Here is a 24,135-nt window from a genome sequence, read left to right as displayed (position 1 = left end):
CTGTTATGAAAACAGAATTTGTGTGCGTTTTTTTATTTGGTAGCCAATTTCATCTATTTAACCATTGTCTAACTATTTTTTACTCTTTCTTTAGTGAGGATGGTTTTTCACCCGTTATTTACTAAATTATTTTATGAATAACAAATTTATAGAGGATTAATAGGTTGAAATCGAGGAATTTAGGAAAAATAAGTATGCAGTAACTGCCTGAGACATTATAAAAGAGATTTGCCGTTTAGAGAAGAGAACATGGGACTCCGCCCATCCTGAACAGCTCGCTATGGGATTTCTTTGTTTTGCTACTGCTTCATGTGTGAACAAAATTTTGTTACGCATCATGCAAAAAAGGGGAGTCGAAAGGATTGGAATTGTTATTACCATATTTAGGTGTATTAATCGTTATCATCTGTCTTGAAGGATTACTTGCTGCTGATAATGCGGTCGTATTAGCATTAATGGTCAGTCATTTACCTGAGAAACAACGGAAAAAAGCCTTATTTTATGGCCTAGTTGGTGCAATGGTTCTTCGTTTCGGGTCATTATTTATTATTTCTTTCTTAGTGAACGTCTGGCAAGTTCAAGCCTTAGGTGCGATATATTTATTAATCATGTCAATTAAAAATCTATATACTTGGTTGAGAATGAAAAAGAACAATCATTCTCAACAACAGGAAGAAGTCATAGAAGAAGCTACTCAGAAAGAGTTTTGGTGGACTGTATTTAAAGTAGAATGTGCAGACTTAGTCTTTGCCATTGATTCTATTTTAGCTGCCGTTGCTTTAGGTGTAACCTTACCTGAAACAGATTGGGGTCATATTGGTGGACTGAACACAGGGCATTTCCTTGTTGTATTTATTGGTGGACTGATCGGTGTCCTTCTCATGCGTTTTGCTGCTAATATCTTTGTTGATTTACTTCATAAACGTCCGAACCTTGAGGGGGCCGCTTATCTGATTGTCGGTTGGGTAGGTGTGAAGCTACTCGTAATGGTCCTTTCACACGAAGACATTGCTTGGTTACCAGAAGGATTTGCCCATTCAGCCCTTTGGCAAATCATATTTTATGGCATATTACTTGCGATCGCAGTAATAGGTTGGTTTTCTTCTAGTAAAAACCCAGCATGAGTTGTGTTTATAGAGGATGTTTTAAGTACATGCTAAAAAAGAAAAGCAGTGGATATAATGAAGTATTCATATCCACTAAGAAATTTGTTGTGTCTTAATTAATGGGAAGGATAATCCTCACTTTTGTCCCCACACCGACATCACTGTGTACTTTAATTGACCCTCCATGAAGTTTGACGAGTTGTTTAGTGATTGCCATTCCTAATCCGGTACCAGTAGAAGAATCAGTCGTATTTGTCCCACGATAGTAGCGATCAAACAAGTTATCTAATGTTTCATCGTCCATACCAATTCCATTATCCTCAATGGTAATGATGACCAATCTCTCTTCTAACGTCTGCGTCGTAATCGTTATAGTCGTTCCTTTTGGGTTGTATTTCACAGCATTCATAATGAGATTATCTAAAATTCTTTGGAACCATTTAGGATCGAGAGAAATAATCAATTGCTTTGTTTCTGATTGCAGATCAAAAGTATAGGCATACTCATCTTGCATATTCATTGTCTGAATAATTGTCCTACGTATCGTTTCGTTCAATTCTATTGATTCTTCTATAATAGGTAAACTGTTATTCTGTAAACGATAAGTTAAAGTTAGGTCTTCGATAAGCTCCATCATGTAATGGGATTTCTCATCGATTGTGTCAATGAAATGTTTTTTTTCATCTAGGCTCCATTGATATTGATCGGAATTTAACATTTTTGTGTAACCTACAATAGAAGAAAGCGGTGTTTTCAAGTCATGTGATAAGCCACTAATCCAGTCTTCTCTTGTTTTAGCTTGTTTTTTTCGCATTTTTTCATTTTCTTCTAGTTGGATGGTTACAGCAGAGAGTGTTTCCATTACTTCTTTATAAAGTCTATATTTATGCTTAATAACTCCAGACTTATTATAGAGCTTTTGTTGATGTCTAATATTTGTAGGAGACGTATATTGTTTATTCCCTAAATTTTCAATCCATTGGATCACTGTCGTTACAGGTGATGCGAACTTACGCGAATATAAAAAGCCACTAATAATAAAAGTGAGTAATAAAGCGATTAGGAGAGCGATCAGTGGATATTTTAAATGATATATAAACGTTGTTGCTTCAACATCCTCTTTTATCGGATTAGGGACAGAGACAATGAGTGTCTTATTAGATTCCTGATTGGAAATACTCTTTGTCAAAAAGCTATTATTGTTACCTAATTGATAAAGTTCTTTAATAGACAGTCTCTGCTCATTGTTGAAGGTATTCAAGACTGTCCCATCCAGTGTAGATAAAAACACGGATCCATCTACACTCATTACTTCATGTTGAAGATCCCTTGGTAATTGCAATTCATCTGTTGTCCAGTTCATATGTGAGGCGATTTCATCAATGAGCTTCTCAGCTTTATTTCTTTGCCCAAACATGACAATGAGTGGCTGTTCACTATCATTATATAACTGCCAACTATAATATCGATCGTAATCCTCCTTATGATCTATCAAAGCTGAGAAGTTCATTTCTAACTCTTTAGGCGAGTATAAATGCTATATTAGCTGCCCTTTATTATCAAATATTAATAACCATCCAGATTGCTTTTTTACTAGCTCTTTTAACTCTGATTGGATGGTGACATGCCCATTGTTTAGTTGTATTTGATCCTCTAAAAATAGTTCGTCAGCTTTCCCAACATTCCCTTCAATCTCCGCCTTTGATAAATAATAACCAAAGAAAACAGTAAAGGTTAAAAGAATAAAAGAAATGAAGATAAAATAAAAAAACAACTGCAAAAGAAATTGAGTAATAAAACGTCGATGAATACTCATTTTGGGGTATCCCTACTAACAAACTTATAGCCAAGCCCTCGTACAGTCACAATCCATTTTGGATCACTAGGATTGTCTTCGATTTTCTCTCTTAACTTTCGAATATGAACCATTACCGTATTATCTTCTCCTAAGTAAGGCTCCCCCCAAACTTGCTCATAAAGCTGTCCTTTACTGAATAGTTGATTAGGGTGCTTACATAAGAAAACGAGTAATTGGAATAATTGAGCTGAGAGATCGATTTTTGTCTTGTTCTTATATACTTCACCTGAATGAATGTTGATCTCAAGGGAGCCAAAGTTGAATTGCTTTAATTTTTTTGATGGTAAATGAGTTTGTTGTCTACGTAAATGGGCAAGTATCCGTGCCACGACTTCAAGTGGATTAAAGGGCTTAGTAATATAATCATCAGCGCCTAAGGCAAAACCTGATAACTTATCTAGATCGGATGCTCTCGCCGTTAGAAAAAAAATGGGTGCATTAGTGATCGCACGTATACTTGGACAGATGTCAAAACCACTTTTACATGGAAGCATCACATCTAAAAGGATTAAATCATACTCGTTATTTTCACATAATGATAAAGCATCTTCTGCTGTGCCAGTCGTATGTATATGGTTAAAGCCTTCTTTTTTTAAAATCGTCACTAACATCGTACAGATTGACTGTTCATCGTCTACTATTAATAGTCTGCTATCATACAATTTCTATCATCCCCTAGCTAGTATTCCGCATATATCATATCATTTTTAAGAAGCGATTGTGGAAATTTAAGGTAGAATTAAGGTGATGTTACTCATTAGGTAAGGTGAGTCTATTATAGTAGTTCGTAAGGAGGGAATAACATTGATGGCAATTACAAAGAAGGAATTCTTTCAATTATTCAAAAGTGTGAAATCGATTATTATGATTGTTGTTCTTTTAGTCAGTTCTTATTATTTTGCAAAGTATACGGAGCAATTAGTACCAATTCTGGAGTTAGAACAAACTTCAAGTTGGTATGCGGGTGGTCTACTGATAATCTTGCTACTTTTTGGTCCATTATTCGTGATGTCATTATCACATGATGTCTTAAATCGAGAATTGAGTGAGCGTACGATGCGCTTTCTTGTCACGAAGACATCCAAAGCAAATATTCTGTTTGGTAAATTTTTAGGAGTATGGATTTTTTGGTTTGTCTGTTTTACTGTCTGTTATGTAATAACGTTGTTTTATTCTAAGTCATTTGATGGGCGATTATTTTTGGAAACAGTAAGTTTATTAACTTACCTTGTCGTTATTACATTATTGTTATCAATTGTCATTAAGAGTCCACAATATACAATGTTTATTGGTGTGATTTTTGGGATGGCCTTTTCAATCTTTCAAATGGTTATATTAGAATCTACAGCATGGTATAGCTATCTAAAATATTTGATGCCGCTATTCTATATGCAAGACGAAGATTTTAAGTTTCTTATCGTTTTTTTACAAGCTGCTGTTATGTATAGTATGACTTATTTTATTTTTAAAAGGACGGATTGTTAAATGAATGTGATAGAAACGAGAGATATAGTAAAGCGCTTTGGTAAAGTCGATATTGTAAAAGGGATAAACTTAAAAGTAGAAGAAGGAGAGGTTTTCGGTTTTCTTGGTAGAAATGGGGCAGGAAAATCTACTTTTATAAATATATTAACAGGTATTCTTCGACCAACTTCTGGCTCATTTAGTATTCTAGGAGAAAAGGTACCAAATGAAGAAGTGAAAAAAAGAATCGGAGTATTGCCTGACTATACGGCATTCTATCATCATATGAATGCAATTGCTCATTTAAAATATTTTGCCAATATTTCTGGAAAAAAAGTGACGACTGCAGAATGTTTACGTGTCTTAAAATGGGTTGGACTTGGTTTAGATGCGAATAAAAGAGTGGGTAAATACTCATTTGGGATGAAGAAAAAACTAGGGTTAGCTCAAGCGATTATTCATGATCCGGAAGTATTATTTTTAGACGAACCAACCTCGGGATTAGATGTTGAATCTGCGATAGAAATTCAACAATTAATCATTAAGTTAAAGGAAATGGGGAAAACGATATTTTTAACTTCGCATAATTTATATGAAGTTGAAAAGCTCTGTAACAGAATTGGAATTATGAAAGATGGCAAGCTACAGAAACTTGGTACAATTGCTGAACTTAAAGCGTATTACCGGTCGAAGCTGATTGTGACAATGAAACATTCAATTTTTCCGCAAGATCAAGAACATACGGTCATCCAATGGTTAAATAATATGAGTGAAGAGATACAACGAGAAGATGAGAAAACAATAATAACTTTAGAAAAGGAGGAACAAATTGCTCAAATTGTAAGAGCTTTTAACCAATATAAAATTGATATTTTTCGTATTGAGGTAGATGAGCCTAGCCTTGAGGAAGTATTCTTAGAAGGATAGACCGGATTTTAAGTATCATAAAGGTAGCCTATAAAACCATTCTTGGTTCGGGCTACCTTTTATTTTTTACATTTGAGCTAAAGAAAAAATTAACAAATAATTTCAAAATAACACTAGATTTTTTTTTCATTCCATCCTATAATGAAAATGATTCTCATTATCAAACAGAATCTCTGAATGAAAATCGTTTTTTATATGGGAATGTTAGTGGCAGCAACTGTAGGGAAGGTTGAATAGTAATGAGTGAGAAGCATCTTTGTATAGGGTTATCATTATCACCTACTTGGTTAAATGGCTGGGGTTGGCGCAAAAAAGATAGTAGTGCAGAACGTATATTTTCTGCTGATTTTTACATAGAGCTGACGAAAAAAGCAGAAGAAGCAAAGTTGGACTTTGTATTCAAACCAGATGCATTATTTTTGCATCCAGAAAGAGTCAATATATCACCAGCGATGGGAGGATTAGATCCGACATTGTTGATGACGATGCTAGCAGAGCACACAAGTCAGATTGGATTGGTCACAACTGTTTCGACTACTTTTAACCCACCATACGTGATTGCAAGGCAATTACAGACTCTTCATCGATTAAGTGAAGGAAGAGCAGGGTGGAACATTGTCACTTCTATTGAAGGTGGAGATAATTTTGGCCATAAGAATATGCCTTCTTCAGAGGAAAGATATAATCGTGCGAAAGAGAGCGTAGATGTTATTCATAGGTTGTGGAGGAGTTACCCTGCTGAAGCTTTCTTAGTTGATCGGGATGAAGGGATATTTGCTGATAAAGATAAAATTCATCCAATTGATTATCAAGGTGATTTCTATGATGTGAGAGGACCGCTGAATTTACCTGCTCATCTTGCTGGAGAATTACCATTATTTCAAGCAGGTGCTTCTGATGCTGGGCGTGAGTTTGCTTCTGGTGTAGCATCAGGAATCTTTGCTGCCACACCTACAATCGAATCAGCGATAAGTTATCGTCAAGATTTGCGCAATCGTGCAAAGTCAAAAGGTAGAAAAGCTGATGATATTGTTGTATTACCAGGATTATCACTTTTCTTAGGAAATACAACTGCTGAAGCAAAAGCGCTTTATCGTGATGCTTTTGCACATCTAAGTCTGGAGCAACAATTGGCAATGGTACGGCGTATACTGGGCCTGGATCTGAGTGGATTTGCTAAAGATGACAAAGTAACTGCAGCGCACATACCGCATAATGATCGACAAGTGTATAGCAAAACACATGCAGGACTGTTAAAAGATTACATTATCAAAAATGAACCAACAGTTCAGCAATTACTATCAAGGCCAGAGGTTATCAGTTCGGCTCATTGGATAATCATCGGCACAGTCGAGGAGGCTGCACAGCAGATTGAATACTGGCTGGATAAAGGAGCAATGGATGGTTTTATTGCTTTACCAGGTGGTTCAATAAGGTCACTACAACTATTTTTCGATAAGCTGCTACCATTACTTGTAGAAAAAGGATTGTTCAGAGAAGAGTATGAAAGTAATACATTTATAACAAATCTAACAAAGAAGAAGAACTAGAAGGAGAGAATAATAGTGAATAGAAAGTGGATGTTAGCTAGTTTAATGATGTTCATCATGTTAGTATTAGCCGCTTGTGGTGGAGGTAGTAGTGAAGAGTCAAATGCTTCGAACAAAGAGGAAGATGATGCAAAAACCGAAGAAAGCAGTGAAGATGGTACAAAAACAATTGAGTACTTAGGTAAATCATACGAAATCCCTGCTAATGCAGAGCGAATCGTAATTACTGGTGCCATGGAAGCAATGGAAGATGCGTTAGCATTAGATGTACATCCAGTGGGTGCTATTTCAGTTGGAGGAGAATTTCCTGAAATTTATACTTCTATCACAGATAAAGCTGAATCTATCGGTGAAAAAAGACAACCGAACTTTGAAAAAGTGCTTGAGTTACAACCAGATGTTATTTTAGCAACATCTAAATTCCCTGCAGATGTAACAGAGAAATTAGAGAAAATTGCTACGACTATTCCTGTTTCTTATATCTCTACTGATTGGGAAGCAAACTTAAAGTTAATGGGTGAGATTTCTGGAAAAGAAGATAAAGCAGAAGAAGTATTAAATGCATATAAAGAAGATGTAGAAACTGCAAAAGCATCTATTGCTGGAGAATTAGAAGGTAAAAAAGTAGCAGCTGTACGTATCCGCGCAGGTCAAGTATTTGTTTATCCACAAGATGTATTCGTCAATCCTGTTTTATATAGTGAATTAGGATTAGAAGTACCAGCAGAGATTGAAGCAGCAGAGAACCAAGCACAACTTTCAATTGAGCAGTTAGCAGATATGAATCCAGACCACCTATTCATCCAATTTGCTGAAAGTGAAAATGCAGAGGCGAAAAACGCTTTAGAAGATTTACAAAACGATCCTATTGTGAAAAACATTACGGCATTTAAAGAAGATCAAGTATATGTAAATACGATTGATCCACTATTAGAAGGCGGCCCTGCAAATAGCCGTGTTGAATTTTTAAAAGCATTACAAGAAGATTTATCTAAATAATATCGCAGGAATAAGGAATATCATCAAAAGATGATAGTACTCTAGCAGTTATTGTCCCATATACACACCATCCATATTTTTTTTCGCTCTCGCCTATGGACCCCCTTTCCGACGTGCTGAGCTATATATCCATTATGGACAATAATTGACTAGATTACCTTTTTCTATATAGAATTTCGAGGCCACCCAATATTTTGGGTGGCCTCATTTGTCTCTGCCGGTATTTAATCATTTTCTAAAAAGAAGGCGTGTTTGCAAGTCACTCAGAAAGGAATCCGGGGATGAGTGCCTCGCAAAAGGTGTTTGCAGGTCACTCAGAAAGAAACTCGGGGATGAGCGCTTCGCAAAAGGTGTTTGCAGATCACTCAGAAAGGAAACTGCGGATGAGCGCCTCGCAAAAGGTGTTTGCAGATCACTCAGAAAGGAAACTGCGGATGAGCGCCTCGCAAAAGGTATTTGCAGATTACTCAGAATGGAAACTGCGGATGAGTGCTTCGCAAAAGGTGTTTGCAGGTCACTCAGAATGGAAACTGCGGATGAGTGCTTCGCAAAAGGTGTTTACAGGTTACTCAGAATGGAAACTGCGGATGAGCGCCTCGCAAAAGGTGTTTGCAGGTTACTCAGCAAGAAACTCGGGTATGAGCGCCTCGCAAAAGGTGTTTGCAGGTCACTCAGAAAGGAACTCGCGGATGAGCGCCTCGCAAAAGGTGTTTGCAGATCACTCAGAATGGAAACTGCGGATGAGCGCCTCGCAAAAGGTGTTTGCAGGTCACTCAGCAAGAAACTCGGGGATGAGCGCCTCGCAAAAGGTGTTTGCAGGTCACTCAGCAAGAAACTCGGGGATGAGCGCCTCGCAAAAGATGTTTGCAGGTTACTCAGCAAGAAACCCTGAGATGAGCGCCTCGCAAAAGGTGTTTGCAAGTCACTCAGCAAGAAACCCTGAGATGAGCGCTTCGCAAAAGGTGTTTTCAAGTCACTCAGAAAGAAACTCGTGGATGAGCGCTTCGCAAAAGGTGTTGGCAGATTACTCAGCAAGAAACTGCGGATGAGCGCTTCGCGAAAGGTGTTAGCAAGTCACTCAGCAAGAACCCCGGAGATGAACGCCTCGCAAAAGGTATTTGCAGATCACTCAGAATGGAAACTGCGGATGAGCGCTTCGCAAAAGGTGTTTGCAGATCACTCAGAATGGAAACTGCGGATGAGCGCCTCGCAAAAGGTATTTGCAGATCACTCAGAATGGAAACTGCGGATGAGCGCCTCGCAAAAGGTGTTTGCAGGTTACTCAGCAAGAAACTCGGGTATGAGCGCCTCGCAAAAGGTGTTTGCAGGTCACTCAGCAAGAAACTCGTGGATGAGCGCTTCGCAAAAGGTGTTTGCAGGTCACTCAGAAGCAAACCTAGAGTTGAGCGCTTCGCAAAAAGTGTTTGCAGGTCACTCAGAAAGGAACTCGTGGATGAGCGCCTCGCAAAAGGTGTTTGCAGGTTACTCAGAAAGGAATCCGTGGATGAGCGCTTCGCAAAAGGTGTTTGCAGGTCACTCAGAAGCAAACTCGGAGATGAGCGCCTCGCAAAAAGTGTTAGCAAGTCAACTCCGAAAGAAACCCTGGAATGAGTGCCTCGCAAAAGGTGATCTGAGTATAATTTTTATCTTTGGAACAAGTTCCAAATAAATGAGCCCGTAATTAATAGTTTCTTACTATAGAAAAATTATATAATGATATTAATTTATTATTACTTATTTTACTATATTTACAATTATATGGATTATTAATCATTACAATGGTAAAGATCGTTGCCCTTAAAAAATTATTCGAAAGTATAAGCGACGAAAAACAGACAGTATCTTGAATCTACCAAGAAATAATTCGCCATTTAAATAAGACCACAAAAAATATTAGCAAGGTTTATATATTACGAAGTGAGCGAACTATTTTACAAGAATAAAACCCGAGTACGCAAGGTACCCGAGCAATTAATTCTTTATGATTCAACGGGCACACCGTTAAATGGTGTATCACTCAATTTGATCGAATCTGTTGGACATCCATCGATGGCGTCTTCAACGTCAAAGAGGAGATCTTCAGGTATTGGTTCATTTCCTTGGTTATCATCGAGAATGACAAAAGAGATTCCTTCGTCATCATAATCATACACATCTGGAGCGGAAGCACCGCAAGCGCCACAAGCAATACAAGTTTCTTTGTCTACAATCGTATATTTGGCCATGATATAACCTCCAATAAAAGTTTAGATACTAATTATAACTAAAAAAATACGGTTAACTTAATAATGTTATATACGGAATGATAATTGGATAATTATGATTTGTCAAATATTTTAGAAATAAATAATTTACGGTTATAACCTTAATTACCAATGTTTTTGACTTATTATAATTATATTACCTCTATTTTAAAATATCTGATTTTTATTTACATTTAAAAAATTATGTGATAATTTAAGTGAAAATAAATATAACTTTTTTACGGTTGTAAACTTGTAAAAGGTTATATTTATATATGTTTTTTAAATGAAAGCGTTTTAAAAACGGGCTTTTTCTATAGAAGGCTGGTGCTCAAAAGCTTTTTTACAAAAATACTTACACAATCTCCACATAACAACACTGTTCATTGGGGTGTTTCAACGATTAAAATAATTTACTTATATGAGTAGCTATCAAAAAGAAAAAGCCACAATAACCAATAAGGAGATAAAAAGATGATTCTACACAAAGCTGAAACCTTTAGTAAGTCTGAAATGGAAGCGCTACAGTTAGAAGGATTAAAGAAAACTGTGAATCGAGTATTTGAACATGTCCCTTTCTATCAAAATAAGTTTCAAGAATTAAATATTACTCCGAATGATATCCAAACGCTTGATGATTTAAGTAAACTTCCTTTCACAAAAAAATCCGATTTAAGAGATAACTACCCTTATGGCTTGTTTGCGGTAGAGATGAAGGATGTCCTTCGCGTACATGCTTCATCTGGTACAAGTGGGAAACCAACGGTAGTTGGTTATACTCAAAATGACGTTGATAACTGGGCTGATTTAGCTGCTCGTGCGATTGCCTTAGCTGGTGGTGAACCGGATGGCATTTTCCAAAATGCCTATGGCTATGGGCTATTTACTGGGGGATTAGGGATTCATTTTGGTGCAGAAAGGTTAGGAATGGCGACAGTTCCGGTATCTGGTGGCAATACCGATCGCCAAATAATGATTATTGAGGATTTCAAACCGACAGTGATTGCAGGTACCCCTTCTTATATTTTGAAAATTGCAGAAGAAATGAAAGCGCAAGGCAAAGATCCAGCTAAGAGTTCCTTAAAATATGGCATTTTTGGTGCAGAACCTTGGACAGAAGGTATGCGTAAAAAACTTCAAGAGTTGTTCGGTATAAAGGCAAGTGATATTTACGGATTAAGTGAAGTGATGGGACCAGGTGTAGCGATGGAATGTCATGAAGAACAACAAGGTCTGCATATTGCTGACGATCATTTCTTGGTAGAAGTAATCGATCCTGATACGTTAGAACCAGTAGCTGAAGGAGAAATCGGCGAACTTGTTTTTACTAGTTTAACGAAGGAAGCGTTTCCAATTATTCGTTATCGTACAGGAGACTTAGCTTCAGTAAAATCTGGTACTTGTTCTTGTGGTAGAACAACGAAAAAAATGTCCCGAATTAAAGGGCGAATCGATGACATGATGATTATTCGCGGTGTAAATGTATTTCCTTCTGAAATCGAGCATTATTTATTACAAATAGAAGAATTGGCACCTATCTATCAAGTACATTTACTCAATGATGGTGTACTGGATAGTGTAGAACTTCATGTAGAAATGGATGAAGTTATGTATCAAAAATCGAACGGTGTCGATTTAGAGGGATATACTTTAGGTTTAATGAAAAAAGTACAGCATTCCATGAAAAATAACTGTCTAGTTTCGATGAAAGTTAAAGTACATCCACCAAGGAGTATCCCGAGATCAGAAGGGAAAGCTGTTAGAATCGTTGATAAGCGACAAGTCGAAGTCATCTTGTGAAAAGATTAAAATGAATAATCAGAAAAATAAATTTGCTTTATAACATAACTATAATATATAATATCGTTATATAAACGTTATATAAAATAAAAAATAACTCAAAGAAGAGAGGGAAGGTAGATGAGTAGTTCAGTTGTAGCGGAAACAGAAGAACAAAAGTATGAACAGTTTATGGAACGGATTAATCGCGGTGAACAAATCGAAGCTGATGATTGGATGCCTGAAGATTATCGCAATGCATTAATTAAATTGATTTCTATGCATGGAATCAGTGAGATTATGGGAGCGCTTCCAGAGAAAGAATGGGTACCTAAAGCCCCGTCTATACAAAGAAAACTCGGCATCATGGCAAAGGTACAAGATGAAATGGGGCATGGCCAATTACTATTGCGTGTCGCTGAAGACTTACTTAAGCCTACTGGCAAAACACGAGATGACATTATGCAGGATCTTTTTACAGGAAAATTGAAATTTCACAATGTATTTCATATGCCGGCACCGAGTTGGGGAGATGCAGGTTTAATTGGTTGGTTAGTAGATGGTGCGGCTATCATCACACAGACCAATATGCTTAACAGTTCGTATGCACCCTATTCGAGAGCATTGCATCGTATTTGTGCGGAAGAAGTCTTCCACGCTCAACACGGTGAATCGATTATCATGGCATTAGCAGAGGGAACAGAGGAACAAAGAGAAATGGTGCAAGATGCTGTGACAAGATGGTGGGAGTCACTTCTGTTATTCTTCGGACCCCCAAGTTCCCAAGTAGGCAAGTCAAAACAAGATATTACCATCAAATACAAAATCAGACCAAAAACAAATGAAGAATTGCGTCAAGCGTTCCTCACAAAATATGTACCTAGAATTCTATCTCTTGGCTTAGAGATTCCTGATCCAACCATCCGTTTTGATGAAGAGAAGCAAGAATGGACCTATCAACAACCTGATTGGTCGAAATTAAAAGAAATCATGAGAAATAATGGTCCTAAATCTCAGGAACGCTTAAATCTTCGCCGCGTATCTTACGAAAATAATGCTTGGGTGCGAGAAGCATTAGGTCAGATTAGCTAAAGGAGGAAGTCAGATGGGTAGTAATGAATTTTTTCAAGAATTCGAAGTATTTAGTAAAAAGACATCAAAAGCAGCCTTTCAACATCAATTTAGCTTGCTTGCCCCTAATGCTGAAATGGCTATGGTTATGGCACAGGAGAACTTTTTGCGCCGTGAACCTGTAGCAGATATTTGGGTGGTTAATCGTAAAGAAATTCGTGGTTTAAATTATGAAGAAAAGCAGATGTTGAACCGGTTAGATAATAAGGAATACAGAACAACAAAAGGGTATGGCTACTTAAAGAAAAAATGGCGCCATTACGAGCAACAAATGTTAGATGAAAAAGAGATTCTATCATGGGGGGAGAAGTAAGATGAGCACAAATGCAGTGGAAATGACACCAGCGCATAAAGAAGCACTTGCTGAGCTTTTATTTCAGCTTGCTGATGATGACTTTCTCCTATCTTACCGCGGTTCAGAATGGCTAGGGCTGGCGCCTCATATTGAAGAAGATGTTGCTTCATCTTCCATCAGTCAAGATACGATGGGTCATGCGAAAATGTATTTCGGTTTACTAGAAGAGCTGGGGTATGGAAAGATAGATGATCTAGCACATGGACGATCGGCGAAGGAAAGAAAGAATAGTATATTAGTAGAACGCGAAAATGGTGCAGGCTACTATATGGAAACACCAAGATATGATTGGGCATATGCAGTTGTTCGCAATTATTTCTATACGCTAGCAAAAAAAGTGAAAGTAGATTCATTGAAAAAAACCACCTATCAGCCACTAGCTGAAGTAGCCACAAAAGTTAGCATGGAATTGTTTTATCATCATATACACTGGAGGACATGGTTTACGCAATTATTGTCTTCATCTGACGAGGCTAAAGAGCGTATGAACAAAGCAATTGAAGGAGTAATGGCTGACTTTGGTGATGTTTTCTCTTATGGTAATGCATCTCAAAGCTTTAAAGAATTTGCTCTAATTGAAGATGCAACGGTATTAAAACAAAGATGGGAAGCAGCACTTGAAGAAGTAGTGAAAGCGCTTCATATCGAATCGCCTATCATACAGCAACCAGATCGAAATGGACGTTTAGGAGAACACACTGAGGAACTTGACCGTGCGTTAAGTACGTTATCAGAGGTTTATCGCCTCAATCCTGCTGTTCCTTGGTAAGACTTTTTAGAACATGTGAGGAGGAATAGAGATGTATCAACCGACTTTAGTAGCTGAAAAGGACATTATGGAAGCGCTTGAATTAGTTCAGGACCCTGAAATTAGCACAGTGAGTGTGGTAGACCTAGGGATGATCGAGGGTGTAGAAATACATGATTCGCATGTATCGATTACGATGCTTCCAACCTTTTTAGGGTGTCCAGCACTTGAAATCATCAAGAAGAATGTGGTCGAACAAATCCAAAGTGTAGCGGGGGTAGAAGCAGTAGAAGTATTATTTAAAACTGCACCTCCATGGACTTCAGATCGCATTACAGAAAAAGGACAAAAAGGACTAAAGGCGTTTGGTATTGCTCCACCTCCAAAGCATTTTACAGAAGACGGTTCTTGGCATGTGGATTGCCCCTATTGCGGATCAACCTATGTCACGCTTGATAATATATTTGGACCGACAGCTTGCAGAAGTATTTTATATTGTAAATCATGTAAAAATCCATTTGAAGCAATGAAACCAATATCAAACTTAATGTAAAGGGGAATATAAACAATGGTCAAATTAATCGCATTTTACAAGCAACCTGAAGATAAGGCAGCATTCGATGAGCATTATTACAATGTACACGTGCCAATTACTGAAAAAATTCCTGGATTACAAAAAATGAAAGTAACAAAAATGGTCGGTACACCAACCGGTGATGAGCCCAAATTTTATTTAATGTGTGAAATGTACTATGAAAATCATGAAGCATTGAAAAATGGTATGAAGTCACCTGAAGGTAAAGCATCAGCGAAAGATGTAATGGGGTTTGCAGGTAAACTGGTTAGCTTTGCTATCGGTGAAGAAGACGAATGAGTGAATACGCGTTTATAGAAACAAAAGTGGAGGATTATATTGGCATCATTGAGCTAAACCGTCCGAAGCAATTGAATGCTCTTAATCGTCAAATGATGAAAGAAATTGTTCAGGTAATGGAGCGTTATGATCAGGACGATACCGTGAGAGTCATCTTACTCAAAGGCAAAGGAAGAGCTTTTTCAGCAGGCGCAGATATTGACGAAATGTCGAATGATGATCCCATTCATCTAGAGCTGCTAAACCAATTTCAAGATTGGGATCGTCTTTCAGTGATAAAAAAACCGATTATCGGCGCTGTACAAGGCTTTGTTTTCGGAGGGGGATTTGAACTGGCCTTAAGTTGTGATGTATTGATTGCAGCTGAAGGTACGGAATTCTCCTTTCCTGAAGTTAATCTAGGTGTGATGCCAGGTGCTGGAGGTACACAGCGTTTAACCAAACTTGTAGGTCGCACGCTCGCATTAGAGTGGATATGGAGTGCGAAACGTATTCAAGTAGAAGAGGCGCAATCTCATGGCTTTGTAAATAGAATTGTATCTGGCGAACTATTAGAAGAAGAAACATTAAAGTTTGCGAAAATGATTGCAGAAAAGCCGCCACTAGCCATCCGCCTCATTAAAGATTCCGTTAATAAAGCGGTTGATTATTCTTTATATGAAGGCATGCAATATGAGCGAAAAAACTTCTATCTACTCTTCTCTTCAGAAGATCAAAAAGAAGGAATGAATGCTTTTATTGAGAAAAGAAAGCCCAAATTCCACGGAAAATAGAAAGAAGGTTGGCAATGTTCAATACAATTAATTATGAATGTCATGAAGGAATCAGTTGGATCAAGCTGAATCGTCCCGATAAATTGAACGCTTTTATTGCAGAAATGAATCGCGAAATTACACAAGCAGTAAAGCTAGCGGGTAAAGATGAAAAAGTACGCTGCATCGTTATTACTGGTGAAGGTAGAGCGTTTTGTTCCGGGCAAGATTTAGCTGAGGTAAATGATGATACGAATCACGGTGATTTACTAAGAAATCATTACACACCGATGGTAAAAGCAATAATGGCTTGCGAAAAACCTATTATTGCGGCGGTGAATGGCGTAGCTGCAGGAGCTGGATTTAGTTTAGCTTTAGCGTGTGATTTCCGTCTTGCTTCAGAAAAAGCTAGTTTTATCAATGCTTTTGTTAATATTGGTCTAATTCCGGACTCTGGTAATTTACATTTTCTTAGCCATTTAGTTGGCCGAGCAAAAGCGCTAGAGATTTCTGTTCTAGGGGAAAAAATCCCTGCACAGAAAGCCTTGGAGCTGGGTGTGATTAATCGCGTCATTCCACAAGATACTTGGCAAAAAGAAGTAGAGGAATTTGCAATTAAATTAGCGAAAATGCCTACAAAAGCCATTGGCTTAATTAAAAGATACTTAACACTGGCAGAGAATCTCCCGCTAGATGCTTATTTAGAAAAAGAAGCAGAAGGGCAACGAATTGCTGGTTTAACAAAGGATGCAAAAGAAGGCGTTCAAGCATTTATAGAGAAAAGACAACCTGAATATATCGGACAATAAAATTAGGAGTGGTAGACATGGCAACAGTTCAAGAAACAGCTAAAGAAGCAGTATCAATGAAGAGAGATTACTATCACCTGATAATTAATGGCGAAAAAGTAGAAAGCACAGGCGGAGCAACAATCAAAACTTATAACCCTGCTACTGGTGAATTATTGGCAGAGGTGGCAAAAGCGTCAAAAGAAGATGCAGAAAAAGCAGTTTTAGCAGCAAGAGAAGCATTTGACAACGGAAAGTGGAAGAAGTTTCCCGTTAATAAAAGATCGCGTATTATGAATAAAATCGCTGCTATTATGCGTAGTCGATTTAATGAACTTGTTGAATTAGAGATGCTTGATACGGGTAAAACATTAAGCACAGCACAAGGACAAGTGATGCAAGCGATTGAGGATTTTGAATTTTATGCAGGCGCGATTGTTGGCCACCGCGGAACAGTCAATCCAATGGCAGGACAATTTCACAACTATACTGAAAAGGAACCTGTAGGGGTTTGTGCACAAATCATCCCCTGGAACTATCCTCTAATGATGGCTGCTTGGAAGGTTGCTCCTGCGATTGCAGTTGGATGTTCAATCGTTGTGAAACCAGCTAGCTTAACACCACTTACAGCGATTATTTTAGGAGAAATCTGCATCGAAGCAGGTGTCCCAGCAGGAGTAGTAAATATCGTTCCTGGATCAGGTAAAGATGTAGGGAATTACTTAGTAGAGCACGATAAAGTGGATAAAGTGGCTTTCACAGGATCAACACCAATTGGTAAAGATATTATGGCGAAAGCTTCAGATACATTAAAACGTGTGACATTAGAGCTAGGTGGAAAATCACCAAATATCGTTTTCGATGATGCGGATATTGATGCAGCAGTTGTAGGATCGATCTACGGAATTTACTATAACACAGGTCAATCTTGTGAAGCTCGTTCTCGTCTCTATGTACATGAGGATATTTACGATGAATTTGTAGAGAAATTTGTTGAAAAAACAAAGTCATTAACATTAGGTAATCCATTTGATAAAGGGACACATGTTGGTGCCATTATTGATCAGAACCAATGGGATGTCATTGATGGTTATGTGCAATCTGCCAAAGAAGAAGGCGCTGAAATTCTTGCGGGTGGGAAAGGTGCGCAAGTAGAAGGATTTGAAAATGGCTTTTGGTATGAGCCTACAGTGATTGCTAATGTGAATCATGAGATGAAAGTGGTTAAAGAAGAAATCTTTGGGCCAGTTGTTGTCATCATGAAATTCAAAGATGAAAAAGAAGCAGTTAAACTGGCGAATGATACTGTGTATGGTTTAGGCTCAGCTGTTTGGACAAAAGACGGAGCAAAAGCAACTAGAGTAGCAAACAAAATTGAAGCAGGAATTGTTATGGTGAACTGCCCATTCTCTGCTTTCCCTGGTACACCTTTTGGTGGTTACAAACAGTCAGGTTTCGGTCGTGAACTATGTATTGAAACATTAGATCTTTATACAGAAACAAAAAGTATTATTTCTTATTTTGGGAACAAACCGCTGAACCCATTCGGCATTTAAGGAATACACATATGCGGATGCCAAGACTATTGACGCTTGGCATCCGCCTTCATTTATTAATGGGAAATAGAGGAGGAGAGCATGATGAGTAAAATTGTTGTTGTCGGATCAGGTGTGATGGGCAGAGGGATTGCTTATGTGAGTGCAGTCGGTGGATACGAAGTTGTCTTGAATGATATAAAGGAAGAAGCGTTGAACAGTGCAAAAAAAGAGATTGAAAGTATTTTTGCAAAAGGTGTTTCTCGTGGGAAAATTACGGGTGAACAATCGGCCGCGGCTCAAGCGAATCTAAGCTATGCAACAGACTTGAAACAAGTAGTGGCTGATGCGGATCTTGTTATTGAGGCTGTTCCAGAAATTGCGAGCATTAAAAGGGACATTTTTGAAACGATTGATCAATTTGCACCTGGACATTGTCGTTTTGCCTCCAATACATCAACAATGAGCCCGACGGAAATTGGCTCCTATACGAACCGTCCAGAAAAAACAATCGCCATGCACTTCTTCAACCCGGTACATAAAATGCCGCTAATTGAAATCATTCGCGGATTAGAAACGAATGATGACACAGTTGCTTTTATTGAAGGTGTTGCTGGCAAAATGGGTAAGGAAACAGTTGTTGTAAATGAGTTTCCAGGGTTTGTAACGAGTCGAATGAGTGCGCTCGTCGGAAATGAAGCATTTTACATGCTTCAAGAAGGATTAGGGACGCCAGAAGATATTGATAAAGCGATTAAGTTAGGTCTGAATTATCCGATGGGGCCATTCGAATTAGTCGATTTGGTAGGTTTGGATGCAAGATTAAACAACTTAAGGTATTTACATGAAAAATTAGGTGAAAAATACCGTCCTGCTCCATTACTAGAACAATACGTCAAAGCTGGCAGATTGGGAAGAAAATCTGGCAAAGGCGTCTATGATTACACGAAAAAACCCGAGGAGGCCCTGTAAAATGAGAGAAGTTGTTATCGTTGATGCAGTAAGAACACCAATTGGTCGCTATAAAGGCGCATTAAAGGATGTCCGTCCCGATGATTTAGGTGCAACAGTCATTAAAGCATTGGTCGATCGGAACCCTGGGTTACCTGCTGAGCAAATAGAAGAGGTTGTCCTAGGCAATGCCAATCAAGCGGGAGAAGACAATCGGAACGTTGGGCGTATGTCAGCCCTTTTAGCAGGTTTACCTATTGATGTTGCAGGTACAACATTGAACCGCCTCTGTGGGTCCGGATTAGATGCTGTTTTATATGCAGCACGTGCGATTGCCATTGGTGAAGGTGACGTTTATATTGCTGGTGGTACAGAGAGTATGACGCGTGCACCATTTGTGATGGCTAAACCGAGTAAAGACTACCCAAGAGGTAATATGGAAATGTTCGATACAACGATTGGTTGGCGTTTTACGAATAAAAAGCTTCATGAAATGTATGGTACAGACTCGATGCCACAAACAGCTGAAAATGTAGCCAAACGTTACAATATTTCTCGTGAAGATCAAGATAGATTTGCTTACGAAAGCCAACAACGTGCAAAAACCGCTATGGACGCTAATATTTTTAAAGAGGAAATGGTCCCTGTTGTCTATCACGATCGTAAAGGAAATGAAGTAGTAGTGGATACGGACGAGCACCCACGTCCCGATACCTCATTAGAAAAGTTAGCTAAACTACGTCCCATTTTTGAAGGCGGAACAATTACTGCAGGCAATGCTTCTGGTGTCAATGATGGTGCAAGTGCATTGTTAATTATGAGTGCGGATAAAGCAAAAGAGTTAGGACTAAAACCATTAGTATCCTATGTTGCTGGTGCAACAGCCGGACTAGAACCAGCAGTCATGGGACTCGGCCCAATCTATGCATCAAGAAAGGCGCTAGACCGTGCCAATTTATCTACAGCTGATATTGGCTTGGTTGAACTAAACGAAGCTTTTGCATCACAATCAATAGAATGCGTGAAACAACTTGAATTAGATACAGACAAAGTCAACGTCAACGGAGGGGCGATTGCCTTCGGTCACCCATTAGGGGCAAGTGGTGCGAGAATTCTTACGACATTGATATATGAAATGAAACGTAGAAAAGAAACATATGGACTAGCAACGATGTGTATTGGAGTGGGACAAGGAATTGCTGCTATTGTGAAAAATGTAGAGGAATAAAGAATGATATTGTTTGGCAATGTCCCCTTCATGTATAAGGGGACATTGCAGCATTTAATAGGGAGTAAATCTTGTGTTAATAAGTGAAAAGGCAAGAACCATTATCAGAGGAAAGTGATCCACGCTACGTCGAAAGTGTAAAATTTTCGTTCTTGGTAAATGAGAGCCTCACAAAAGAGGGCATTATAGCAATGGCAAAATCCTGATATTAACAATCCATAAATTATGGTATCACTAGGCTAAACATCCAGCGGTTAAATCTATCAAATAGTATCCTTTAAAGGAGGAAAACTCAATGACAAACGTATTATTCAAGCTAGAGAATCATATTGCAACGGTTACGATTAATCGTCCAGACGTCCTTAATTGTTTTGATTATGCTACACTGAAACAGCTTCAAGAAACGGTAGCGGATATGCAAATAAATCCAGATGTACGTGTGGTTATTTTCACAGGGGCAGGAGATAAAGCCTTTAGTGCTGGAGCAGATTTAAAAGAAAGAAAAACATTGAATGAACAACAAACAAGAAGAAATGTCCGCTTAATTCGTGATGTGTTCAATGATATTGCAAATCTACCGATGCCAACGATTGCTGCAATAAACGGATATGCCTTTGGTGGAGGGTTCGAACTGATTCTTGCTTGTGATTTTGCTCTCGCAGTAGAAGATGCTAAATTAGGTTTAACTGAAACGAGCTGGGCAATCATTCCAGGTGCTGGTGGTACACAGCGCTTACCGAGAGTGGTTGGAGAAATGAAAGCGAAGGAGTTAATCTTCACAGCCGCGAAAATATCTGCCAATGAAGCATATGGATTAGGAATTTTGACAAGAGTAGTAGAGAAAGAGGCTTTACAATCGACTTGCATCAACTTCGCACAACAAATGTTGAAAAGCGGGCCTGTTGCGCTCATCCAGGCAAAATATGCAATCTCACAAGGGATGAACACGGATATTCAAACTGGGATGGCGATTGAATCGAAGGCATATGAACTAACGTTACCGACAAATGATCGTGTCGAGGCACTGCAAGCATTTAGTGAAAAAAGACAACCGGTGTTTCAAGGGAAATAACTATTGCGTTTCTTTGTCTTTTTTAGATAAGATAAAAGATAAAGTACGAATGGAAAAAGAGTGTGATAGAAATGGGCAATAATACGCAATCTTTAATCTTTACGATATATGGAGATTACTTGCGTCATTATGGCAATAAGATTTGGATAGGTACGCTCATTCACCTACTGAAAGAATTTGGCCATAATGAGCAGTCAACAAGAGTAGCCATGTCCCGAATGTACAAGCAAGGCTGGGTTCAGTCTGAGAAGAAAGGGAATAAAAGCTATTACTATTTGACCCCGCGTGGAGAAGATCGGATGGAGGAAGCTGCGGGTAGGATATTTAAACTGAACCCGCATAGTTGGAAAGGTAAATGGTGTTTTCTTATGTATTCGATTCCAGAGGAAAAACGCCAGGTTCGTGATGAGTTCAGAAAAGAGCTTGTTTGGAGTGGATTCGGTAGTTTTCAAAATGGTTTTTGGATCTCACCAAATAACCTAGAAAAAGAAGTCAAGCAACTTGTTAAGAAGTATGAGATAGAGTCTTATGTTGACTTCTTTGTTTCGGAATATAAGGGGCCTCAAGATAGCCTGTCATTAGTGGAGAGAAGTTGGCCTGTAGATGAAATTCAAGCAAAGTATGAAGAGTTTATTTCTACATATAGTAAGCAATATATTATTCATCAAAGTATGATTCAAGATGGGAAAATGACGAAAGCAGAGTGTTTTGTCGAAAGGACATTACTTGTTCATGAATACCGTAAATTTCTGTTTATCGATCCAGGTCTACCGAAGGAGCTCCTTCCTGTAGAGTGGAATGGGAACCATGCAGCACTTTTATTTACGCAATATTATAAATTACTTGCAGAACCTGCAAATGAATTCTTCGAAGAGATTTTTCGGAAGGATAATGATATCAAACGAAAAGATGCCGATTATGATGTGTCGAAGCATCCTTTAATGAGTGAAGAATAAAACGATGGCTATTTCTGGCCATCGTTTTTTACTTGTTGCCCTTGAAATTCTGCGCCTTTTTGCACATAACTATCAATAGAAAGTTGTATTAACGCCAGATCCTTATCATCGATTGCACGTACAACTTTTCCGGGTGAGCCGATCACAAGGGAGCGTGGTGGAATTTTTTTATTGGCTGGTATAAGCGTATTGGCACCAATAATACATTCTTCTCCAATGTGTGCCCCATCTAAAATGGTTGATCCCATACCTACAATTGAGCGCTTACCAATATGGCAACCATGAAGAATAGCATTATGGCCTACTGTTACTTCATCTTCAATAATTGTTGGTGAACCTTCATATAGATGAATGGTTGCATTATCTTGAATACTACACCGTTCTCCAATGATTATTCTATCTTCATCTCCTCTAATGACAGCATTAAACCAAACAGAGGATTGTTTCCCAATGATTACATCGCCAATAATATAAGATCCTGGTGCTTGAAATACGGTTTGATCTACAGAAGGTTTCTTGTCTCGGTAAGGTATGATCATTATTTTTTCCTCACTTTTATATTTTTTAGAATTGTCATACATTAAAATTTATTATAACATAATTATTACAGGTGGTGAAAAAATGAAATACTTAACAACTCTTTTAAATATTCAATATCCCATTATTCAAGGAGGGATGGGCAATATCAGCTCTGCACAATTAACAGCGGCTATATCTGAAGCAGGGGGCTTAGGGACGATCGGTTGTGGGACATCATCCGTTGAAGAAGTAGCCGAAAAGATTAAAGCAGTGAAAGAAATGACAACAAAACCGTTTGCCGTCAATATTCCCCTGACTGTTACAGAAGACGTAATAGGGATGATGAAATTGGTTATAAAAGAGCAAGTGCCGATTGTTTCTCTTTCAGCAGGGAATCCAGCACCATACATAGCTAAGCTACATGAGGTGGGGATAAAAGTCATTGTCGTTGTCGCTTCAGTGAAGCATGCTATGAAGGCGGAACGAGCAGGAGCGGATATATTAGTAGCGGAAGGTTTTGAGGCAGCGGGAATTAACTCAAGCTTAGAACTTACGACTTTTACGTTAATTCCACAAATCGTCAAGGCTGTAAATGTTCCGGTTGTTGCAGCTGGTGGTATTGGTGATGGGAGTGGATTAGCAGCAGCTATGATGTTAGGAGCAAGTGGTTGCCAAATGGGAACGAGGTTTATTGCCACAGAAGAAGCACCTTTTCATGAAAACTATAAGAAAAAAATCATTCAGGGTGATGACCTTTCAACAATGATATTAGGCAGACCACATGGGAAAGTAAGAAGAGTCATCACTGTGCCGTACACTCAAACAGTACTAGCAGAACAGGAAAATGATTCAGTTGAACAATATTTAGCAAAAACATCGGAAACACAGCATGTATTAGGCGCTATTGAGGGTGATTTTGAAAACGGCTTCATAAATGGTGGGCAGGTTGTTGGGCTTATTGACAGAATCCCGACTGTGAAAGCCTTAATTGAACAAATGATGAAGGATTTAGAAGCGCAGGTAAGTAAAATTCATCAGCAGTTATTTAAATAAGTAAAAGAGTCACGACATTACTAGATGAACTAATTTCAAAAACGAACAATAACAAAATATAGTTTATAAAAAATCATTTGCAAAAAAGTCCGTTCCATTGCACTACAGACACTCGCTTTCCGCGGGGAGGGGCTGAGCCTCCTCGGCATTGTAGTGACCCCTAAAAGTTAGACACAGTTATTTCATGAGGCAACTTGTTCAAAATGAGTTCGGTATTGTACCGGACTCATTTTCAATTTTCCCTTTA

26 protein-coding genes are annotated in these 24,135 nt (G+C 38.4%); 21 read left to right on the top strand and 5 right to left on the bottom strand.

Annotated elements, in window-relative coordinates:
• The first annotated feature begins 362 nt into the window (after positions 1–362).
• Complete coding sequence (locus U9M49_RS15350; protein WP_095370471.1) at positions 363–1,124, top strand: TerC family protein; 762 nt, start codon at positions 363–365, stop codon at positions 1,122–1,124.
• 94 nt (positions 1,125–1,218) lie between these two features.
• Here the strand turns inward: U9M49_RS15350 and U9M49_RS15345 are convergent, their stop codons facing one another.
• Genes U9M49_RS15345 through U9M49_RS15335 form a run of 3 tightly spaced genes read right to left on the bottom strand, consistent with a single transcriptional unit; the run spans position 1,219 to position 3,626 of the window.
• On the bottom strand, positions 1,219–2,616 hold the full coding sequence (locus tag U9M49_RS15345; protein WP_322910086.1) for a HAMP domain-containing sensor histidine kinase: 1,398 nt from the start codon (positions 2,614–2,616) through the stop codon (positions 1,219–1,221).
• A 27-nt stretch (positions 2,617–2,643) separates the two neighbouring features.
• Positions 2,644–2,922 (bottom strand): hypothetical protein, encoded by a 279-nt coding sequence (locus tag U9M49_RS15340; protein ID WP_322910085.1) that lies wholly within the window; start codon positions 2,920–2,922, stop codon positions 2,644–2,646.
• Positions 2,919–3,626 (bottom strand): response regulator transcription factor, encoded by a 708-nt coding sequence (locus U9M49_RS15335; RefSeq protein WP_095370469.1) that lies wholly within the window; start codon positions 3,624–3,626, stop codon positions 2,919–2,921. Before U9M49_RS15335 ends, U9M49_RS15340 begins: the two co-directional genes overlap by 4 nt.
• A gap of 145 nt (positions 3,627–3,771) precedes the next feature.
• On the opposite strand from U9M49_RS15335, the gene U9M49_RS15330 reads away from it, so the two are divergent.
• From U9M49_RS15330 to U9M49_RS15305, 6 genes are all read left to right on the top strand, one after another.
• Positions 3,772–4,449: an ABC transporter permease gene (locus U9M49_RS15330; RefSeq protein ID WP_095370468.1), complete on the top strand. Its 678-nt coding sequence runs from the start codon at positions 3,772–3,774 to the stop codon at positions 4,447–4,449.
• Entirely contained in the window at positions 4,450–5,355 is a 906-nt protein-coding gene (locus tag U9M49_RS15325; RefSeq protein ID WP_289432908.1) for an ABC transporter ATP-binding protein, read from the top strand.
• A 239-nt stretch (positions 5,356–5,594) separates the two neighbouring features.
• Positions 5,595–6,905, top strand: a complete 1,311-nt coding sequence (locus U9M49_RS15320; protein WP_095370466.1) for an NtaA/DmoA family FMN-dependent monooxygenase — start codon at positions 5,595–5,597, stop codon at positions 6,903–6,905.
• A 15-nt stretch (positions 6,906–6,920) separates the two neighbouring features.
• Complete coding sequence (locus tag U9M49_RS15315) at positions 6,921–7,904, top strand: ABC transporter substrate-binding protein (RefSeq protein WP_095370465.1); 984 nt, start codon at positions 6,921–6,923, stop codon at positions 7,902–7,904.
• A 281-nt stretch (positions 7,905–8,185) separates the two neighbouring features.
• Positions 8,186–8,953, top strand: coding sequence for a hypothetical protein (locus tag U9M49_RS15310; protein ID WP_322910084.1), 768 nt, complete (start codon positions 8,186–8,188; stop codon positions 8,951–8,953).
• A complete protein-coding gene (locus tag U9M49_RS15305) occupies positions 8,896–9,573 on the top strand; it encodes a hypothetical protein (RefSeq protein WP_322910083.1) in 678 nt (225 codons plus the stop codon). Before U9M49_RS15310 ends, U9M49_RS15305 begins: the two co-directional genes overlap by 58 nt.
• A gap of 310 nt (positions 9,574–9,883) precedes the next feature.
• Here U9M49_RS15305 and U9M49_RS15300 read toward each other — a convergent pair whose 3' ends face one another.
• Positions 9,884–10,129, bottom strand: a complete 246-nt coding sequence (locus U9M49_RS15300) for a ferredoxin (protein ID WP_095370463.1) — start codon at positions 10,127–10,129, stop codon at positions 9,884–9,886.
• A gap of 492 nt (positions 10,130–10,621) precedes the next feature.
• On the opposite strand from U9M49_RS15300, the gene U9M49_RS15295 reads away from it, so the two are divergent.
• From U9M49_RS15295 to paaX, 13 genes are all read left to right on the top strand, one after another.
• Entirely contained in the window at positions 10,622–11,947 is a 1,326-nt protein-coding gene (locus tag U9M49_RS15295) for a phenylacetate--CoA ligase family protein (RefSeq protein ID WP_095370462.1), read from the top strand.
• 120 nt (positions 11,948–12,067) lie between these two features.
• On the top strand, positions 12,068–13,018 hold the full coding sequence (gene paaA, locus U9M49_RS15290; RefSeq protein ID WP_322910082.1) for a 1,2-phenylacetyl-CoA epoxidase subunit PaaA: 951 nt from the start codon (positions 12,068–12,070) through the stop codon (positions 13,016–13,018).
• 13 nt (positions 13,019–13,031) lie between these two features.
• Positions 13,032–13,370 carry a 1,2-phenylacetyl-CoA epoxidase subunit PaaB gene (gene paaB / locus U9M49_RS15285; RefSeq protein ID WP_095370460.1) on the top strand — a complete coding sequence of 113 codons (339 nt, stop codon included), beginning with the start codon at positions 13,032–13,034 and terminating at the stop codon, positions 13,368–13,370.
• A gap of 1 nt (position 13,371) precedes the next feature.
• A complete protein-coding gene (gene paaC, locus U9M49_RS15280) occupies positions 13,372–14,181 on the top strand; it encodes a 1,2-phenylacetyl-CoA epoxidase subunit PaaC (RefSeq protein WP_322910081.1) in 810 nt (269 codons plus the stop codon).
• Positions 14,182–14,212: 31 nt separating this feature from the next.
• Entirely contained in the window at positions 14,213–14,713 is a 501-nt protein-coding gene (paaD, locus tag U9M49_RS15275; RefSeq protein WP_224934585.1) for a 1,2-phenylacetyl-CoA epoxidase subunit PaaD, read from the top strand.
• A gap of 15 nt (positions 14,714–14,728) precedes the next feature.
• Positions 14,729–15,034 (top strand): EthD family reductase, encoded by a 306-nt coding sequence (locus U9M49_RS15270; protein WP_095370457.1) that lies wholly within the window; start codon positions 14,729–14,731, stop codon positions 15,032–15,034.
• Complete coding sequence (locus tag U9M49_RS15265; RefSeq protein ID WP_095370456.1) at positions 15,031–15,807, top strand: enoyl-CoA hydratase/isomerase family protein; 777 nt, start codon at positions 15,031–15,033, stop codon at positions 15,805–15,807. Before U9M49_RS15270 ends, U9M49_RS15265 begins: the two co-directional genes overlap by 4 nt.
• 14 nt (positions 15,808–15,821) lie before the next feature.
• Entirely contained in the window at positions 15,822–16,595 is a 774-nt protein-coding gene (locus U9M49_RS15260; protein WP_095370455.1) for an enoyl-CoA hydratase-related protein, read from the top strand.
• A gap of 17 nt (positions 16,596–16,612) precedes the next feature.
• Positions 16,613–18,130, top strand: a complete 1,518-nt coding sequence (locus U9M49_RS15255; protein ID WP_322910080.1) for an aldehyde dehydrogenase family protein — start codon at positions 16,613–16,615, stop codon at positions 18,128–18,130.
• Positions 18,131–18,211: 81 nt separating this feature from the next.
• Positions 18,212–19,081: a 3-hydroxyacyl-CoA dehydrogenase gene (locus U9M49_RS15250; protein ID WP_095370453.1), complete on the top strand. Its 870-nt coding sequence runs from the start codon at positions 18,212–18,214 to the stop codon at positions 19,079–19,081.
• A 1-nt stretch (position 19,082) separates the two neighbouring features.
• Positions 19,083–20,288, top strand: a complete 1,206-nt coding sequence (locus U9M49_RS15245; RefSeq protein WP_307314830.1) for a thiolase family protein — start codon at positions 19,083–19,085, stop codon at positions 20,286–20,288.
• Positions 20,289–20,583: 295 nt separating this feature from the next.
• Positions 20,584–21,360, top strand: coding sequence for an enoyl-CoA hydratase-related protein (locus U9M49_RS15240; protein ID WP_095370451.1), 777 nt, complete (start codon positions 20,584–20,586; stop codon positions 21,358–21,360).
• A 71-nt stretch (positions 21,361–21,431) separates the two neighbouring features.
• Positions 21,432–22,316, top strand: a complete 885-nt coding sequence (paaX, locus tag U9M49_RS15235) for a phenylacetic acid degradation operon negative regulatory protein PaaX (protein ID WP_095370450.1) — start codon at positions 21,432–21,434, stop codon at positions 22,314–22,316.
• Positions 22,317–22,324: 8 nt separating this feature from the next.
• On the opposite strand, the gene U9M49_RS15230 is transcribed toward paaX, so the two are convergent.
• Complete coding sequence (locus U9M49_RS15230) at positions 22,325–22,855, bottom strand: gamma carbonic anhydrase family protein (RefSeq protein WP_307314825.1); 531 nt, start codon at positions 22,853–22,855, stop codon at positions 22,325–22,327.
• Between the two features lie 82 nt (positions 22,856–22,937).
• Here U9M49_RS15230 and U9M49_RS15225 point away from each other — a divergent pair, with 82 nt between their 5' ends.
• Positions 22,938–23,888, top strand: coding sequence for an NAD(P)H-dependent flavin oxidoreductase (locus tag U9M49_RS15225; protein WP_095370448.1), 951 nt, complete (start codon positions 22,938–22,940; stop codon positions 23,886–23,888).
• The last annotated feature ends 247 nt before the right edge of the window (positions 23,889–24,135 follow it).

Origin of the sequence: Cytobacillus sp. OWB-43 (genome assembly GCF_034651445.1) — a bacterium.
In the GTDB taxonomy this organism is placed as follows: domain Bacteria; phylum Bacillota; class Bacilli; order Bacillales; family Cytobacillaceae; genus Cytobacillus; species Cytobacillus kochii.
The sequence above is the reverse complement of the archived record's forward strand: the minus strand, read 5'-3'. Positions and strand labels throughout refer to the sequence as shown.

Coding starts and splice junctions, on each gene's coding strand:
- U9M49_RS15300 (WP_095370463.1), bottom strand. CDS start 10,129: ATGGCCAAATATACGATTGTAGACAAAGAAACTTGTATTGCTTGTGGC.
- U9M49_RS15250 (WP_095370453.1), top strand. CDS start 18,212: ATGATGAGTAAAATTGTTGTTGTCGGATCAGGTGTGATGGGCAGAGGG.
- paaX (WP_095370450.1), top strand. CDS start 21,432: ATGGGCAATAATACGCAATCTTTAATCTTTACGATATATGGAGATTAC.
- U9M49_RS15270 (WP_095370457.1), top strand. CDS start 14,729: ATGGTCAAATTAATCGCATTTTACAAGCAACCTGAAGATAAGGCAGCA.
- paaD (WP_224934585.1), top strand. CDS start 14,213: ATGTATCAACCGACTTTAGTAGCTGAAAAGGACATTATGGAAGCGCTT.
- U9M49_RS15340 (WP_322910085.1), bottom strand. CDS start 2,922: ATGAGTATTCATCGACGTTTTATTACTCAATTTCTTTTGCAGTTGTTT.
- U9M49_RS15225 (WP_095370448.1), top strand. CDS start 22,938: ATGAAATACTTAACAACTCTTTTAAATATTCAATATCCCATTATTCAA.
- paaC (WP_322910081.1), top strand. CDS start 13,372: ATGAGCACAAATGCAGTGGAAATGACACCAGCGCATAAAGAAGCACTT.
- U9M49_RS15230 (WP_307314825.1), bottom strand. CDS start 22,855: ATGATCATACCTTACCGAGACAAGAAACCTTCTGTAGATCAAACCGTA.
- U9M49_RS15345 (WP_322910086.1), bottom strand. CDS start 2,616: ATGAACTTCTCAGCTTTGATAGATCATAAGGAGGATTACGATCGATAT.
- U9M49_RS15240 (WP_095370451.1), top strand. CDS start 20,584: ATGACAAACGTATTATTCAAGCTAGAGAATCATATTGCAACGGTTACG.
- U9M49_RS15325 (WP_289432908.1), top strand. CDS start 4,450: ATGAATGTGATAGAAACGAGAGATATAGTAAAGCGCTTTGGTAAAGTC.
- U9M49_RS15255 (WP_322910080.1), top strand. CDS start 16,613: ATGGCAACAGTTCAAGAAACAGCTAAAGAAGCAGTATCAATGAAGAGA.
- U9M49_RS15330 (WP_095370468.1), top strand. CDS start 3,772: ATGGCAATTACAAAGAAGGAATTCTTTCAATTATTCAAAAGTGTGAAA.
- U9M49_RS15265 (WP_095370456.1), top strand. CDS start 15,031: ATGAGTGAATACGCGTTTATAGAAACAAAAGTGGAGGATTATATTGGC.
- U9M49_RS15295 (WP_095370462.1), top strand. CDS start 10,622: ATGATTCTACACAAAGCTGAAACCTTTAGTAAGTCTGAAATGGAAGCG.
- paaB (WP_095370460.1), top strand. CDS start 13,032: ATGGGTAGTAATGAATTTTTTCAAGAATTCGAAGTATTTAGTAAAAAG.
- paaA (WP_322910082.1), top strand. CDS start 12,068: ATGAGTAGTTCAGTTGTAGCGGAAACAGAAGAACAAAAGTATGAACAG.
- U9M49_RS15260 (WP_095370455.1), top strand. CDS start 15,822: ATGTTCAATACAATTAATTATGAATGTCATGAAGGAATCAGTTGGATC.
- U9M49_RS15310 (WP_322910084.1), top strand. CDS start 8,186: ATGAGTGCCTCGCAAAAGGTGTTTGCAGGTCACTCAGAAAGAAACTCG.
- U9M49_RS15245 (WP_307314830.1), top strand. CDS start 19,083: ATGAGAGAAGTTGTTATCGTTGATGCAGTAAGAACACCAATTGGTCGC.
- U9M49_RS15320 (WP_095370466.1), top strand. CDS start 5,595: ATGAGTGAGAAGCATCTTTGTATAGGGTTATCATTATCACCTACTTGG.